Origin of the sequence: Rhizobium sp. NXC24 (assembly GCF_002944315.1) — a bacterium.
In the GTDB taxonomy this organism is placed as follows: Bacteria; Pseudomonadota; Alphaproteobacteria; order Rhizobiales; family Rhizobiaceae; genus Rhizobium.
Genome location: NZ_CP024314.1, coordinates 195,590 through 211,389, shown reverse-complemented (window position 1 = coordinate 211,389; position 15,800 = coordinate 195,590). Strand labels below are relative to the sequence as shown.

General features: G+C 58.9%; 13 protein-coding genes. 9 read left to right on the top strand and 4 right to left on the bottom strand.

Annotation, left to right across the window (positions count from 1 at the left end; translation table 11 throughout):
* The first annotated feature begins 1 nt into the window (after position 1).
* The 5 genes from NXC24_RS24985 to NXC24_RS24965 are packed head-to-tail and all read left to right on the top strand — an operon-like array spanning position 2 to position 6,879.
* Complete coding sequence (locus NXC24_RS24985) at positions 2-910, top strand: sugar ABC transporter permease (protein ID WP_104826116.1); 909 nt, start codon at positions 2-4, stop codon at positions 908-910.
* Complete coding sequence (locus NXC24_RS24980) at positions 910-1,761, top strand: carbohydrate ABC transporter permease (RefSeq protein WP_104826115.1); 852 nt, start codon at positions 910-912, stop codon at positions 1,759-1,761. The genes NXC24_RS24985 and NXC24_RS24980 overlap by 1 nt, the downstream gene beginning before the upstream one ends.
* Positions 1,758-3,848 (top strand): alpha-galactosidase, encoded by a 2,091-nt coding sequence (locus tag NXC24_RS24975; protein ID WP_104826114.1) that lies wholly within the window; start codon positions 1,758-1,760, stop codon positions 3,846-3,848. The genes NXC24_RS24980 and NXC24_RS24975 overlap by 4 nt, the downstream gene beginning before the upstream one ends.
* A gap of 5 nt (positions 3,849-3,853) precedes the next feature.
* Entirely contained in the window at positions 3,854-4,945 is a 1,092-nt protein-coding gene (gene ugpC / locus NXC24_RS24970) for a sn-glycerol-3-phosphate ABC transporter ATP-binding protein UgpC (RefSeq protein WP_104826113.1), read from the top strand.
* Complete coding sequence (locus tag NXC24_RS24965; protein WP_104826112.1) at positions 4,945-6,879, top strand: beta-galactosidase; 1,935 nt, start codon at positions 4,945-4,947, stop codon at positions 6,877-6,879. Before ugpC ends, NXC24_RS24965 begins: the two co-directional genes overlap by 1 nt.
* 231 nt (positions 6,880-7,110) lie before the next feature.
* Here the strand turns inward: NXC24_RS24965 and NXC24_RS24960 are convergent, their stop codons facing one another.
* Both NXC24_RS24960 and NXC24_RS24955 read right to left on the bottom strand, forming a co-directional pair.
* Complete coding sequence (locus tag NXC24_RS24960) at positions 7,111-7,743, bottom strand: DsbA family protein (protein WP_104826111.1); 633 nt, start codon at positions 7,741-7,743, stop codon at positions 7,111-7,113.
* A gap of 12 nt (positions 7,744-7,755) precedes the next feature.
* Positions 7,756-8,481: an SDR family NAD(P)-dependent oxidoreductase gene (locus NXC24_RS24955; RefSeq protein ID WP_104826110.1), complete on the bottom strand. Its 726-nt coding sequence runs from the start codon at positions 8,479-8,481 to the stop codon at positions 7,756-7,758.
* A gap of 92 nt (positions 8,482-8,573) precedes the next feature.
* Here NXC24_RS24955 and NXC24_RS24950 point away from each other — a divergent pair, with 92 nt between their 5' ends.
* Positions 8,574-8,954: a helix-turn-helix domain-containing protein gene (locus tag NXC24_RS24950; RefSeq protein ID WP_104826109.1), complete on the top strand. Its 381-nt coding sequence runs from the start codon at positions 8,574-8,576 to the stop codon at positions 8,952-8,954.
* A 99-nt stretch (positions 8,955-9,053) separates the two neighbouring features.
* Here NXC24_RS24950 and NXC24_RS24945 read toward each other — a convergent pair whose 3' ends face one another.
* A complete protein-coding gene (locus NXC24_RS24945) occupies positions 9,054-10,091 on the bottom strand; it encodes a class I SAM-dependent methyltransferase (RefSeq protein WP_104826108.1) in 1,038 nt (345 codons plus the stop codon).
* A 291-nt stretch (positions 10,092-10,382) separates the two neighbouring features.
* Here NXC24_RS24945 and NXC24_RS24940 point away from each other — a divergent pair, with 291 nt between their 5' ends.
* The 3 genes from NXC24_RS24940 (at position 10,383) to NXC24_RS24930 (ending at position 15,204) form a co-directional block, all read left to right on the top strand.
* Positions 10,383-12,269 carry an EAL domain-containing protein gene (locus NXC24_RS24940; protein WP_245464218.1) on the top strand — a complete coding sequence of 629 codons (1,887 nt, stop codon included), beginning with the start codon at positions 10,383-10,385 and terminating at the stop codon, positions 12,267-12,269.
* Between the two features lie 226 nt (positions 12,270-12,495).
* Positions 12,496-13,533 carry an IS110 family transposase gene (locus NXC24_RS24935; protein ID WP_104826107.1) on the top strand — a complete coding sequence of 346 codons (1,038 nt, stop codon included), beginning with the start codon at positions 12,496-12,498 and terminating at the stop codon, positions 13,531-13,533.
* A gap of 381 nt (positions 13,534-13,914) precedes the next feature.
* Positions 13,915-15,204, top strand: coding sequence for a VWA domain-containing protein (locus NXC24_RS24930; protein ID WP_104826106.1), 1,290 nt, complete (start codon positions 13,915-13,917; stop codon positions 15,202-15,204).
* A gap of 195 nt (positions 15,205-15,399) precedes the next feature.
* Here the strand turns inward: NXC24_RS24930 and NXC24_RS35245 are convergent, their stop codons facing one another.
* A complete protein-coding gene (locus tag NXC24_RS35245) occupies positions 15,400-15,654 on the bottom strand; it encodes a DUF982 domain-containing protein (protein WP_245464217.1) in 255 nt (84 codons plus the stop codon).
* Positions 15,655-15,800 lie beyond the last annotated feature (146 nt).

The window sequence follows — 15,800 nt, the reverse complement described above, 5'->3', positions numbered from 1 at the left end:
GATGGGCACGAGCAGTCCCGCTCTACCAGGGTTCTGGAAACGCAATCAGCGGACATTTGCACCTTGGCTTTTTCTTGCGCCAGGCGCCCTGATGTTTCTGGTCTATGTGATCGTCCCGGTATTCCAATCCGTATGGATCAGTTTCCATGACTGGGATGGTCTGGGACCCAAAACCTGGATCGGTCTTGGGAACTATGTCGAACTCCTCTCCGACGACGCCTTCTATACGTCGCTGGAGAACAACGTCATATGGCTCGTTCTCTATCTGCTGGCGGTCCCGGCTGGTTTGGCTGCGGCGTTGTTCCTGAACCAGACCGTCACCGGCATTCGCCTTTACAAATCACTGTTCTTCTTTCCATTCGTGATCAGCCAGGTGGTCGTCGGCCTGATTTTCACGTGGTTTTACGCTCCTAATTTCGGGCTATTCTCTGCCCTGATCCAGGCCTTGACGGGGACGCAGGTCGCCATTCTCGCAGACGAGCGCCTTGTCACCTACGGCATCATCGCCGCCGGCCTCTGGCCGCAGATCGCCTATTGCATGATCCTCTACCTGACAGGCCTCAACAACATCAATCCGGAGCAGATTGAAGCCGGGCGCATGGATGGCGCCAAGGGCTGGCATCTGTTCTGGAACATCGTCCTGCCGCAGCTTCGGCCGGCCACCTTCATCGCGGTGGTGGTGACCGTCATCGGCGCACTTCGATCCTTTGACCTCGTTTCCGTCATGACGGCCGGCGGACCTTACGGTTCGAGCCGCGTCCTTTCCTATTACATGTACGAAGAAGCGCTTTCCGAATACGGATTCCGGATGGGTTATGGCGCTGCCATCGCGGTCGTGCTCTTCCTGATCATGATGGTCTTCATCACATTCTTCCTTATTCGCATGCTGAGACAGGAAAGGAATTCCTGATGTTTCCAACTCCTGTCCAGAAATCGGGCCCATGGGTGTCGGCCGCCTATCAGGTTCTTCTGCCGATCGCCCTCATCATTTGGCTTCTTCCCCTGATCGGCGTTGCGGTCACGTCGATCCGCCCATCGGGCGATCTGGCGGCCGGCAATTATTTCGGCATTCCCTCGGGCTTTGCCGGTGTCGAGAACTATACCGCCGTCTTTCGGGATTCGCCGATCGGCCACTACATCCTCAATTCCTTCAAGATCACCATCCCGACGGTGATCGGTGCGGTCGGGCTGTCATGCCTCTGTGGCTTTGCGCTGGCCGTCTACCGGTTCAAGGGAAGCCTGTTCCTGTTCTTCGTCTTCGTTGCCGGCAACTTCATTCCGTTCCAGATCCTGATGGTCCCTGTTCGCGACTTGACGCTCAAGATGGGCCTCTACGACACCGTAACGGGGCTTGTGCTGTTCCACGTCGCTTTCCAGACCGGCTTCTGCACCTTGTTCATGCGCAACTTCATCAAGGGGCTGCCCTTTTCGCTGATCGAATCGGCGCGGGTCGAGGGCGTCTCCGAGTGGCGGATATTCATCCACATCGTACTGCCTTTGATGCGCCCGGCCATTGCGGCGCTGTCGGTCTTGATCTTTACCTTCGTCTGGAACGACTATTTCTGGGCGACCGTACTCGTCCAGGGCCAGGCCGCAATGCCCGTTACCGCCGGACTGAACGCGTTGAACGGGCAATGGGTTGCCGCATGGCATCTGGTGTCAGCGGGTTCGATCGTCGCCGCGATGCCGCCGGTTCTGATGTTCTTCTTCATGCAGAGGCACTTCATTGCGGGCCTCACTCTCGGAGCGACCAAGGGATGAACAAGACAATTGTTGTAAAAGCGGGGGCCATTTGCCTCGCTCTCGGCCTGCCGGAGCGCGGCATGCCCGAGATCCTGGGCTTCGGCCGCGGGGCGCTTGCCCCGGAATTCTGGCCCGATGTGCCGCGTTCGAGCCGTGTCAACGGCATGGACGTGGCCGTGCCTTCGAATGTGCTGCTGCCGGTCGGCGGACTCGGATTCTTCGGATGGCCGGCGATTTGCGGGCATCGCGATGGGCGTATGTTCACGCTGGAATTCCAGAACTGGCAGACTGAAGAGATCGACGCCGGCGTCATCCTGAAGGCTGAAGATCCCGTCGCGGAAATCGGCCTGCAGATATGCCTGAAGGGCAGCGCGACTGAGGTTTTGTCGATTTCGACATCACTGATCAACCGCGGCTCCAGCGATTATACGCTGGATCGCTGCATGGCGGCGAGTTTCCTGATGCCGGCCGGCGCGTCAGAGCTGACCAGCTTTACGGGAATGTGGGGCCGGGAGTTCCAGACGCGCCAATCGCAACTCCCCAACGGGCTCTGGATGCAGGAAAGCCGGAGGGGGCGAACCTCGCATGACCGCTTTCCCATCATCTTCCTCGAGTGCGGCGGCGAGCGGATGGGATTCCATCTCGGCTGGAGCGGCAATCACCAGATGGCGATCGACACACTAGACGATGGACGCCGGCTGGTGCATCTCGGCGAACTCTTCGAACCGGGTGAAATGCGCCTCGCACCGGGCGAAGCCTATGACAGCCCGACAGCTTTTGCCGGTCCTGACAGCGAGGCTTTCCATGCCTTCGTCAGAGAGAGCGTGATTGCCTGGCCGGGCGGCGAGATGAAGCCCCGGCCGGTGACGCTGAACACCTGGGAAGGCAACTACTTCGATCACCGCATGGAGTCCTTGAAAGCCCAGGCGGATGCAGCGGCGGCTGTCGGCATCGAGCGTTTCGTCCTCGATGACGGATGGTTCGGCAAGCGGGACGACGATACGACCAGCCTTGGTGACTGGTTCATAGACGAGCGAAAATACCCGAACGGGCTGAAGCCACTCGTCGACCACGTGACGTCCCTCGGCATGGAGTTCGGCCTCTGGTTCGAACCCGAGAACGTGAACCCGGAGTCCGAACTGTTTCGCGCCCATCCCGATTGGGCTCTGCAAGTCGAAGGACGCCCGCTTCTGCTGTCGCGAAACCAGCTTGTGCTGGATCTGACGCGCCCGGAGGTCAGCGATTATCTCTTCCAACGCATGGAAGCGGTGCTTTCGCAGCACGCAATCGCCTACATCAAGTGGGACATGAATCGCGATCTGACCCATGCCGGCGGCACAGATGGGCGCGCGCGCACCGCGAGGCAGACGCGAGCCGTCTACGCCCTGATGAACAGGGTCCGGCAAGCCTTTCCCGCAGTCGAGATAGAAAGCTGCGCCTCGGGCGGCGGGCGTATCGACTATGGCGTCCTCAGATACACGCACCGCGTTTGGACATCGGATTGCACCGACGCCTTCGAGCGGCTTGAAATACAGCATGGGGCGTCGCAATTCGTTCCCCCGGAGCTTCTCGGCGCACATATCGCCGCATCTCCGAACCACCAGACCGGCCGCAAGTTGAGCCTTGCTTTCCGCGCGCTGGTCGCGCTCGCCTATCACCTGGGCGTGGAACTCAATCCACTGACGCTCGACGCTGAAGAGAAGCAGGAACTGGAACGCTGGATCGCGCTTCATAAGAGCCTGCGGCCGCTTCTGCATGCAGCCGGCAAGCAATTTCGTCTGCCGCCGCTCGACGGGCGTTATGTCTGGGGCGCTGCAGATACCGACCGCATCGTCGCTTTCGTCGTCCAGGGCCCGCAAATGGTCGGCGAGCAGCCCGCACCCGTCCGCTTGCCTGTCAGCGATAATAGCGATGTGCTGTGGCGCGTGACGGCGATGCATCCCGCAGAGCCGGAATTCATCCGGATCTCGGAAGGCCAGCAAAAGCTCCTAAACGGAGAACTGACCTTCAGTCTCGATACGCTGAGACATGTCGGATTGCCGCTGCCGATGCTCAAGCCCGAGAGCGGGCTCCTTCTTGAATTCCAGCCCGTGAAGGGAGGTTAAGCCTCATGGGAAATGTAACGCTCAACCGCGTGACGAAGCAGTTCGGCGCCGCCAGTGTCATCAAGGGCGTCGACCTTACCATCGAAGATGGCGAGTTCTGTGTCTTCGTCGGGCCGTCCGGCTGCGGCAAGTCCACGCTTCTGCGCATGATTGCCGGGCTGGAAGATATTTCCTCCGGTGGGCTGAGGATCAGCGGCAACGACATGACCAAGGTTGGTCCCTCGGAGCGTGGGGTTGCCATGGTCTTCCAGAGCTATGCCCTTTATCCGCATATGACCGTGGCCGAGAATATCGGCTTTGGCCTGCGTATGACCGGCCACTCCAAGGAAGAGGTCTCGCGCCGAACGAGCGCTGCCGCCGAGATGCTGCAATTGAAACCAATGCTCAGCAGGAAGCCTTCCCAGCTATCCGGCGGCCAGCGTCAGCGCGTCGCCATCGGCCGCGCCATCGTGCGCAATCCGCAAGTGTTTCTCTTCGATGAGCCGCTGTCCAATCTCGACGCATCGCTCAGGGTCCAGATGCGCACGGAAATCAGCAAGCTGCATCAGGATCTCAAGACGACGATGATCTACGTCACCCACGATCAGGTCGAGGCCATGACCATGGCCGACAAGATCGTCGTTCTGCAGGGCGGGTTGATCGAACAGGTCGGATCGCCGCTGGAGCTCTATCACCGGCCGAAGAACATCTTTGTCGCCGGCTTCATCGGGTCGCCGAAAATGAACTTCATCAAGACCAAGGCATCGCCCGCAGAAGGCGGCGCTAAAGTCGATCTCCCCGGTGGTCAGTCGATCACGCTAGAGGGCGGTTCGGTGAAGGAAGGGCAATCGATCACTCTCGGGGTCCGTCCCGAACATCTCGATCGCAGCGAAGGCGGCGACGCAACGCTTCAGGGCAAGGTGCGTCTTGCCGAATATCTGGGATCGGAAACGATGTTCTATATCACCCTTGCCGACGGCGCCGAGATTGCCGTGAAGGCGGACGGGCTGGCGAAGGCCAAGCCGGGCGACGAATTCTCCATCCATATTCCGGCGGCTGCCTGCCATCTGTTCGATGATGCCGGCAACGCTATCCTCAACGGGGACCTGACGAAATAATGCTCGGCGTTTGCTATTACCCAGAACACTGGCCCGAAAGCTGGTGGGAAAAAGACGCGCGCCGTATGCGGGCGCTTGGAATCTCCTATGTGCGCATCGGCGAATTCGCCTGGTCACGCCTCGAGCCCTCACGCGGCTCCTTCGACTTCGGCTGGCTCGACCGGGCGATGGACACGCTGGCTGCGGCCGGCCTGAAAATCGTGCTTGGCACGCCGACCGCAACGCCGCCGAAATGGCTGATGGACGAATATCCCGAGATCGCTCCGGTGGACGAAGAGGGCAGAGTGCGGGGCTTCGGCTCTCGTCGTCACTACAGCTTCTCGTCGGAAGTCTGGTGGAAGGAATCGGCGCGTATCATCGAAGCGGTCGCGCAGCGATACGGTTCGCACCCTGGTCTCGCGGGCTGGCAGACCGACAATGAATATGGCTGCCACGATACGAGCTTTTCCTGGGGCGCCGAAGACCTGAAGGCGTTTCGCCGCTGGCTTCGCCTTCGCTATCAGTCACCGCAGCAACTGAACGAGGCCTGGGGTTCCGTCTTCTGGTCAATGGAAGTTCAAAGCTTCGACGACGTCGCGCTGCCCAATCTGACAGTGACGGAGGCGAACCCTGCCGTCCGGCTCGATTTCTGGCGCTTCCAGTCCGATCAGATCGCCGCCTATGACCGAATGCAGTGCGATATCATCAGAAAGCACTCCCCGGATCGCTGGATAACCCATAACTTCATGGGCTTCGTCAACGATTTCGATCATTGGAAGGTTGGCGAAAACCTGGACCTCGCTTCCTGGGATTCCTATCCAATCGGCTTCGTGGAGAAATTTCCGTTCAGCGAGGAAGAGCGCGTGCGCTGGGCGGAAACATCCCACCCCGACATCGCCGCCTTCCATCACGATCTGTACCGCGGCGTCGGCAATGGCCGGTTCTGGATCATGGAACAGCAACCGGGGCCTGTGAACTGGGCACCATGGAACCCTGTCCCCAAACCGGGGATGGTTCGTCTTTGGACCTGGGAGGGCCTTGCCCACGGGGCCGAGGTTGTCAGCTACTTCCGTTGGCGTCAGGCGCCGTTCGCGCAGGAGCAGATGCATGCCGGCCTGAACCTTCCTGGCCTCGACGAGCTCTCGCCCGGAGGCAAGGAAGCCGCAATCGCCGGCCATGAGATCGATGCCGTTGGCCCCTTGCAGAAGCCGGCGCAGGCGCCCGTCGCCATCGTCTATGATTATGAGACCTATTGGTCCACGGTCATTCAGCCGCAGGGCAAGGATTTTCGCTACGAAGAACTTGCCTTCCGCTGGTACGAGGCGGTCAGGAAGCTTGGCCTCAACGTCGATTTCGTCCGCCCCGGCGCGTCCCTCACGGGCTACAAGCTGGTTCTCGTTCCCTGCCTCATGCACGTCTCCGACGCGGCATTGGCGGCATTCGAGCAGGCGGATGGAACAGTGCTTTTCGGTCCGCGGACCGGATCGCGGGACCGCAACTTCCAGATTCCCGCCAATCTCCCGCCCGGGCCGATCGGCGAGCTTACCGGCATCAGGATCACGCAGGTGGCTTCCTTACGGCCGGGGCTTAGCGCCTCTTTGTCGGGCGCGATCAGCGGCCGGGCGACAAGATGGCGCGAATATCTTGAGACAGCGGCGGGAGCGGATGTCGTGGCAGCGTTCGACGATGGCAGCCCAGCGCTGGTGTCGAAGGGGAGATACGTCTATTTGGCCTGCTGGGCCGACGGCGAACTCCTCGACAATCTGATGTCGCACCTTGCCGCCGGGCTCGATCTGCCGACCGCTACCCTGCCCGATTTCATCCGCCTTCGTCGTGCAGGCAATCTCACATTCGCCTTCAATTACGGGCCGGACGCCTGGACGATCCCGGAAAAGCACGACTTCGTGCTCGGCGGCCAGGAAATCGCTCCATTCTCCCTCTCGGCGTGGAGATGACTACCGGACGTCCGCGGATGAAATGAAGGAAAGCGAATCCCCTTACCTCTTTGGTGAGGGGATTGCATATTGCTACCAGCGCTGCGCCAGATGGCAAAGACTTGCGGTGGGGAGGGATCAAGCGGGCCTAGAGGTGCCTTGCCGGTTGAGCTTTGCCCCGAACGCCCGCCTTTGAGGGTTGTTTGACGAGCTCGTGGGAAATGCCGGTCTGGGCAGACCACACGCTGCCGCTTAGCCGGTCGCCACTGCCTCTTTTATCGATAAGGCAATTTCATCTTCGCTGCGGCCGCCATTGATCGCGATACGTCCGGCGAAGACGAAGTGGGGTACTGACCGAACGCCCGCGGCCACTGATCTCGCCGCCTCCTGTTCGACGCGCCTGCACCAGGCGGGGTCGCAAGCGATCGCGTGGACTTCGGCGCGCTCGAACCCGTGGTCCACCGCGATATCGGCGAGCACGTCGGCATCGGCGATATTCCGCGCGCCGAGGAAATAAGCGCTGGAGATCGCTAATGCGAGCCTATGCTGTGTGCCGCGTTCGCGGGCAGCAAGGATGAGCGCATGTGCCGATTGCGTCGGATAGGCCCAAAGCTGCCGGCAGAGGTCGAGCGCCAGCCCGGAGGCCTGCGCCTCGGCCTCGGGCCGCGCGAACGCGGCCTTTGGATCGGTGACGCCGTAGCGTGCGCGCAGCAGGTCGGGAATGTAAAGCCCGGACGCCGGTGCATCCGGCATGAGCATCACCGGATGATGCCTGATATCGACGGCAAGGCCGGGGAAGCGCTCGGCCAGCACCTTGTCGAGTCGGTGTTGCCCGATGATGCACCAGGGGCAGGTGATTTCGGTAAAAAGGTCGATCTGCAGCATGGCGCCTTCCCATCAACCCTGCGGCAGCGGCGGGAGGATGATCTCGGCCCGGTCGCGTCTGGTGACGAGACCCCAGATCTCCTCGGCGACATCGTCGGGATCGAGCACCAGATATTTCGGATCGAGCGGCACGCCATTGGATGTCATGGCGCGAAGGCCGGTCGAGCGATCGAGGAACGCACCGATATTCACCGTACCGGCATAGACGCCCCTCTCCGCGACCTCAGCATTGAGGGTGAAGACGTAGTTGCGCGCCGCCGCCATCAGCGGTCCGACGCCGCTCATGCCCGGCATCGTGACCACTGCCGTCAGCCCGCCGACGATGACGACCGCGCCGTCGCCGCGCGCGAGCATGCCGGGCAGCACTGCATGCGACACCTCGACCGGCGCGAAGGTGAAGATATCGGCCATCGACCGCAGCCTTGCCGCGTCGAGTTCCGCCGCCGGCACAAAAGCCGCATCGGAGGGCACGGGCGCGTAGACGGCGACATCGATCGAGCCGAACCGATCCTCGATGGAGCGCACCAGCGTTGCGATGCCATCGACATCGGTGAGATCGGCCGGAAATGCCGCGGCCTCGATGCCGGCCTGGGCGAGCTCGGCCACACGCTCATCGAGCGGGCCGGCGCGGCGAGCGACAAGTGCTACGCGATAGCCTTCGCGACCGAACCGCATGGCCAGCGAGCTTCCGAGCCCGGTGCCGGCGCCGAAGAGGGCAATCGTTTTTCTGTCAGTCATAACTTACTCCTTGATGGCGGTATGTTTTACTGACCAGATATGATATGATGACTGAAATGTCGCAAGAACGCATATTTTCGAGGCCTAGTCACATGCATATGCCCACCCCGCCAACTATGCCCGGCACGGACCCCAGTTGCCGGAAAGTCAATGAGATCCTCGGCCGCATGGGCGACAAGTGGACGATCATGGCAATCACCATGCTGGCCGATCAGCCGCGCCGCTTCAACGAACTGAAACGGCTGATCGGCGGCATTTCCCAGCAGATGCTCACCCGCACTTTGAAGGCGCTGGAGCGCGATGGCATGGTGACGCGCAAGGTCTATCCGACCATACCGCCGCAGGTCGAATACAGCCTGACGGATCTCGGCCGCTCGCTTTCAGCGCCCCTGTTGCAGCTCGCTATGTGGGTGCTGGATCACCTGGGGGAAATCGAGGCGCATCGCGCCTTGCATGATGAAGGGGCAAGCTAGCCAAGGTAGCTGGCTAGCTCCTGCCCCTCATTGCGAGTGGTCTCAGTTGGCGGCCGTTTATGCAGCGCGACATAGCGAGAGGCAAAAACGGCTGCCGAGTTACTTTACCCTCGTAATTTCGCAATAGATGATGTTGCGGTTCTTTCCAAACCAGATGGATACATCTGTCTCTGCCTTGCTAGCGCTTGCATCGGCAATCATTTGCATGTCGTTTTCCGAACGCAGGAGCAGAGGCCAACTCATGAATGCTTCCATGTAGCCGTCGACTTCGATTTCCTGCGAGAAGTTCGCGAACAGGAAGGAGCCGCCGGGCTTGAGCATTTCAACACATTTGCGCGTCAGTTTGGCGGCAACCGGAAGCGTGAGGTAATCGTAGAGACCCGCAGCGTAGATGTAATCGAAATGTCCGAAAGCGTGCTTGTTGGAAAGCAGGCTCTTGACCGTGCCGTCCACCGCTTCGACGCATGTTCCGGCAAAATCGCGCGCAACCGTCCCCACGCTCAGCGGGTCCTGATCGAGCGCAATCCAGCGCCTGATTTTTCCTTCCCTAAGCGCAGTCGACAGCGTCGCTTCGCGAAGATGGCCCGATGCCATCGCCAAGACTTCGGCCGAGCCGGGTCGATCCTTGGCGTGCTCATCCACCCGTTGTGCGAGGATGTCGCGGCGTTCTCTCACCGCGACGGATGAGGACGCGTTTTTGGTGTATTCATATATCGCTCTGCCCAGCGCGGTGGATGCTGCGATTTCCGCCTCCACGATGGCATGACCATAAATGAAGTCGAGCAGATGCGCGTCACCGGAATAGCCCCGCGGTTTATCGAATGACCATTTCGTGAACGGATCCTGAAGCAGAAACTGTGCAACGGGATGGTTCTGCGCAAGGAAGACGATTTCGCTCCATATGCTGGCGTGAAACCGCCGGCGGATCTGATGCAACGCCTGCGATAGCCGGCTGACAATCGCATGAGGATCCACTTCGGATCGGAATTGTTGAAGCGATAAGTCGAGCGTGAGAGCAAGTTCCGCCTTGGCGATTACCATCTGATCTGATGACGGAAGGTCGTCTGGCTTAGTCGGGCGAAAAATTTGTCCAGGTGCAATGAGACTCTCGCCGTCGAACTTAAAGCCTTGTGCCATTATGAACTCCGTTGACGCAATGTTAAGCATAAATATGTGGACGACAGAACGCGATTGGATTCTGCACGTCAAGAGGGTATTTCTAGCAGTACGAGCTAAATTTCGTGATTGACACGGACGGAACTTTTGGAAGCGGTGAACGCAGGTTTATCGGCAGCAATGCTCGGGAGGCATCGCCGCATGTTCTATGAGCAGTTATCTACAGAGCAGACCGCATCCGAAATTTCCGCAAAGGCTCCATTTGTAGACGGCGCTGTCCCGACAGAAAAACACCGTGGCTTTGCTTTGGAGATGAGGGCCGCCTACGCATCGGAAAACGATGCCGTCCGCCGGGAAGGCACGCGCAAGGGATTGTGGATGGCAGTCGTCGTCTATTTGGTCTTTGCCGCTCCCGATAGCTGGCTTATTCCCGATGTTGCGCCGCTGACAATCCTCATGCGGTTTGTCGTGGCGGCTATTGCGCTGCTGGCCTTTGAGACTTTGCGGTTGGCGAAGGCAAAGACCGTCTGGTTGGACAGCACTTGCGCATTGGCGCTGATCTTCGGCTATGCCGGCTGGCTTTATCCGGCTATCGCCACAGAATATGCGACGAGCATGTCATACTACATGATCTTCGGCGCGATTTTCATGATGGGCGCGAACCTGTTCTTCAGCTTCTCGTTTCGCCTGTCCGTCCTGACGTCCGGCACTGTATTGGCCGTGTTTTTTGCGGCTCTCTACAGTTCGTTTCCATCGACGCCGGCTTACCAGCTCGCTTTCGGACTATTTTACGTCTCGTGCTTCGTGTTCACGTCTTTCGTGAACTGGCGCCTGAATGTCGAGCGCTACAACGTTTTCCTGAATGCGGTGGAAGCGCGCCACCAGCATTGGGAGGCGGCAGAGCGCGGAAAGGCATTGCTGCGTCTTTCACACACGGATTACCTCACCGGCATCGAGAACAGACGCGCGATCGATCGGCGGCTGGATGAGTGCTGGAGCGCCTGGAAAGATAAGGGCCGCGAATTTTCCGTCATCCTGATCGACGTCGACTTCTTCAAGCGTTTCAACGACCGGTACGGCCATCAGGAAGGCGACCGCTGCCTGACGGTCATTGCCACGACGCTTCAGAAGCTGGTTGAGCGCCACGGAGGCATCATTGGTCGTTATGGCGGCGAGGAGTTCATCGTCGTCATGCCTTTGAAAGCGCAGGATGAAGCGATCTATATAGCGGGCAAAATTCGGCACCAAGTCGAGGCGCTCGCAATCCGACATGAAGAGCGGCCGGACGACACGCAGTTCGTAACGGTAAGTGTCGGCGTTGCTTTTATCAGCGAGCGATCCGCCGCAAAGGTGGAATGGCTTGTGCGTGAGGCCGACCTTGCGCTCTACAGTGCAAAAGCCTCCGGCCGCAATTGCGTTCGAATCTTTGATCCGGTGCTGCGGCGTCCGAACGAGGATGCCGGAAAATTGGTGCCGCTGCTGGCGGCAGCCATCGATCGGAGACTGGTATCGCTGGTCTATCAACCAATATTCGATCTCAGGGACGGGCAGATGAAAGCCGCCGAGGCTTTGATGCGGCTGCGCATGCCCGATGGAACCTCCGTGCCGCCAAGCGTCTTTATTCCGATCGCTGAGCGGACCGGATCTATTGTCGAATTGGGTCGCTGGGCGATCAAAACGGCATGTCAGGATATCCTGGCGTCCGACCGCATGGCCACGGTGAGCGTGAATGTCTCTCCGGTGCAGCTAAGATCTCCCGGCTTCGCCTCGAGCGTTGCAGCGATCCTCGAAGAAACTGGCGTCTCGGGGTCCCGGCTTGCATTGGAAGTCACCGAGGGCTTGGATATGGAGATGCAACCCGAGGTGCTGCAGTGTGTCGCCGATCTCCAGGCGCTCGGCGTCGAGATTTGGCTGGATGACTTCGGCTCCGGCTACGCCGGATTGTCGTGGCTCCGGGCGATCGAGTTCGACACCGTCAAGGTTGATCGAACTTTCCTGCATGATTGCTCGGACGAACGTGGCCTGACGATGTTACAAGACATGGTCGCCCTTATCCGCAACCGGGGAAACACCATTCTGGTGGAAGGCGTGGAGACCGAGGCTCAGATGTCTGTCCTTCAGAGCCTCAGCATTGACCGGGTTCAAGGGTTTCATCTCGGCAAACCGGTGAGTGTCGATCTATTGCGGGCAAGTGCCTAGTACCTCTGAGCGAGCGGTCGACGAAGACTTCCTCGAAATGTTATCGAAGATCGCAGCAGAGCGTCGATCGTATTTGCCGAAACTGTTCATTCTTTCTTAGATGGGGTATTCGGCTCGGCACCTCATCTTTTGGCGGCTTGAAACTGTGGCAGGGGTGCTGCGCTTCGAGTGATGATAAAACGTGGTCCGTACAAAACAGCCACAAGCATCAGAAAGGAAGCGCAGCGTGAACCACTATGTTGGATTAGACGTCTCTGTGAAAGAGACTTCCGTGTGCATCGTTGATGAAGCGGGAACGGTTTGCAAAGAGGTAAAAGTCACCAGCCATCCTGATGATCTCATCGCGGTTCTCAGCAATTCTGGTTGGCGTTTGGTGCGTATTGGCCTTGAAGCGGGGCCATTGTCGCAATGGTTATTCGAAGGTCTTGCCAACGCCGGCCTACCGGCTGTTTGCATCGAAACACGCCACACCAAAGCCTTCCTCAAGGCCACAGTGAATAAAACCGATCGTAATGATGCCCGGGGTATTGCCCAAATGATGCGGGTTAACCTGTTTCGTCCTGTGCATGTCAAAACAGTGTCGAGCCAGCAACGACGCGCCTTACTCACTGCTCGTAAGCTAATATCCAATAAGGCAAGAGATATCGAGAATGACATCCGCGGGTTACTGCGTAACTTCGGTCTCAAGGTTGGGGTCATCGGGCGAATTGGTTTTGCAGCCCGGATACGGGAGCTTCTTGAAGGTGTGCCCGAGCTGCAGCACATCATTGAACCGTTGCTCGAGGCAAGACAGCAACTTTGGGAGACCTTTACAACTCTGCACCGAAGACTGCTATCGATCGTTCGAGACGATGCGACCTGCCGACGTTTAATGACCATTCCAGGCGTTGGACCGGTGGTGGCTTTGGGCTTCGTCAGCACGATCGACATACCTGGCCGCTTCAAAAACTCCAAGGCGGTTGGTCCTGCGCTGGGGCTAACCCCGGTTTTGAATCAATCGGGCGAGAGTAGCCGTGTCGGCCGTGTCTCGCTGTGTGGTGACGAAATGATGAGAACACTGCTCTATGAGGCGGCCCAAGTCATGCTGACTGTGGTCAGAAAATGGTCTTGGCTCAAAGCATGGGCGATGAATATCGCTAAACGCCGTGGCCACCAGAAAGCGATCGTGGCGCTGGCGCGTCGGCTTGCGGTGATAATGCACCGCATCTGGAGCGACGGCACAGAGTTCCAATGGTCAAAGAGTGGCAGACCGGCAAAGCCCTGAAACTACCTACGACGAAACAACAAGGTTCCACTGACCGGTGGAAAAATGTCCTTCGCGGGACGATGAAGGAAGTGAGTCCGCTATGGAACTTGTGCCGGCCGGATCATCCGACCAGGACGCGACTTAGATTGTTCCACTTCTTTCTACTGACCCCATAATGGGAGGGGCGAGACCCGATCCCGAAGAGAAGCAAGGCCCCGTGAACGACGTCAAATGCCGGTGTAAATGCAAGCTCGGTAGCGCTTGACTTCAATACGCCGAATAGAGAAGTACTATACTTTAAACGCAGCTTTATAAGTTAGCGATATACGGATTTGAAACTGCCATGATGGCGGGTCGAACGCGAATGAACTGCGTCGTCTAGCCTGGGGTAGTTATTAGATGCTTCATACACTCCTTCGCTTCGCGCGGAGCAAATCCGGCAATTTCGGCACGATAACAGCACTCCTCGCCGTACCTTTGATCGGCGCGGCGGGCTTGGCGGTCGATATCTCGAACGCGCTGAGCTTGCGCAGCCAGCTCTATGCGGCTGCCGATGCGGCGGCGCTCGGAGCGATCGCGGAATCCTCAAGCGGCGTAGCGGCGGCCATGGCCATGTCGGGAGACGGCGTGGTGACAATCGGGCAGGACGACGCACGCAAGCTCTTCTTCGGCCAGCTCGCGAGCGATTGGAAGGGTGTTCCGGTGGATGTCGACGTCTCCGTGACGAAGGCAGCCAATATCGTGACGTCAAACGTCACTTTCCATGCGACTGTTCCAACGTCGTTTCTGCAGATCCTTGGCGACACGACCATCCCGATCGCCGGGGCAGCCTCCGCGCAATACCAGACCGCCACCTTCATCGATTTTTACATGCTGCTCGACAATACCCCGTCCATGGGCGTGGGAGCGACCCCGACCGACGTCGCGACGATGCAAAAGAATACCAGCGACAAGTGCGCCTTTGCCTGCCACAACATGGATACGACGAACAACTACTACAATCTGGCGAAGAAGCTTGGGGTGAGCATGCGCATCGACGTGGTGCGCCAGGCAACGCAGAAGCTGACGGAGACGGCGACCACCAGCCGCTCGACGCCCGATCAATACAGGATGGCAGTCTATACGTTCGGCACACAGGCGGAGAAAGCACAGCTAACGACAGTATCCGGCCTGTCGTCCGACATGGCGCAGGTCAAAAGCTATACCGACAACGTCGATCTGATGACCATTCCCTATCAAGGCTATAACAACGATCAGACGACCAGCTTCGACAACGCGCTCACCCAGATGAAGAGCAATATGGGCACGGGCGGCGGCGGCACAAGCAGCACCGATCGCGAAAAGGTTCTCTTCTTCGTAACGGACGGGGTTGGTGACAGCCAAAAGCCATACACCTGCACGAAGCCCTTGACCGGCAACCGGTGCCAGGAACCGATCGACACCTCCTTCTGTCAGCCGCTAAAGGATCAGAACGTCAAGATTGCCATTCTATACACGACCTATCTGCCGCTGCCGGCAAACAATTGGTACAATACCTGGATCGCCCCGTTTCAATCTCAAATCCCGACGCGCCTGCAAAGCTGCGCTTCGCCGGGTCTCTATTTCGAAGTCAATCCGACGCAGGGCATCGCCGACGCAATGAACGCGCTCTTCCTGAAAATCATCAGAAGCCCTCGCCTGACGAGCTGAGGTTTCGCGCGATTTTTACCGATTTACAAAATCGCGATTCGCGGCGGGAACAATACTCAGACTAGCGAGTTCGGTCAGCCGCCAGGGACACGCCTGGCCACTACCGTGCCCAAGGTGGTGTCATTTCCTATTGCCGTTGGCAGAGCCCTGTCCCTGCTAGCGGCTTTTTTCGTGTTCTTCTCAGATTTTGACCAATCATTCAGCAGCAAAGCGTAGTCCGGCGTTTTCGACTGCCGTCGTGAAGGCGGCGCGCGCAGCACCAATCGGCAGCTTTCCGTCATGGGCATCGAAGAGGGCTTGCACCGTCGCCTGAAAAGCCATTGTGCTGCGATCGCCGGGCCACTCCTCGAACATATACTGAGCTGCACTTTCGGTGCTGTTGATAATGAGATACCTGCCCGGAACGGAGGTTCCGACCTTTACTGGATCATCCCACCACTGGCGCTTCATCTTCTTCAATCCCCGGGTCCCCGAACTGCGCCAGAAGACAATTGTTCCACGCTCGCAAGCAAACACCGACGATGACTCGCTTTTTTGCCCTGGCCGATCACGCAATGACGACCAAGAGAGAGTGTCTGCAGCCGGTGCGAGGACCA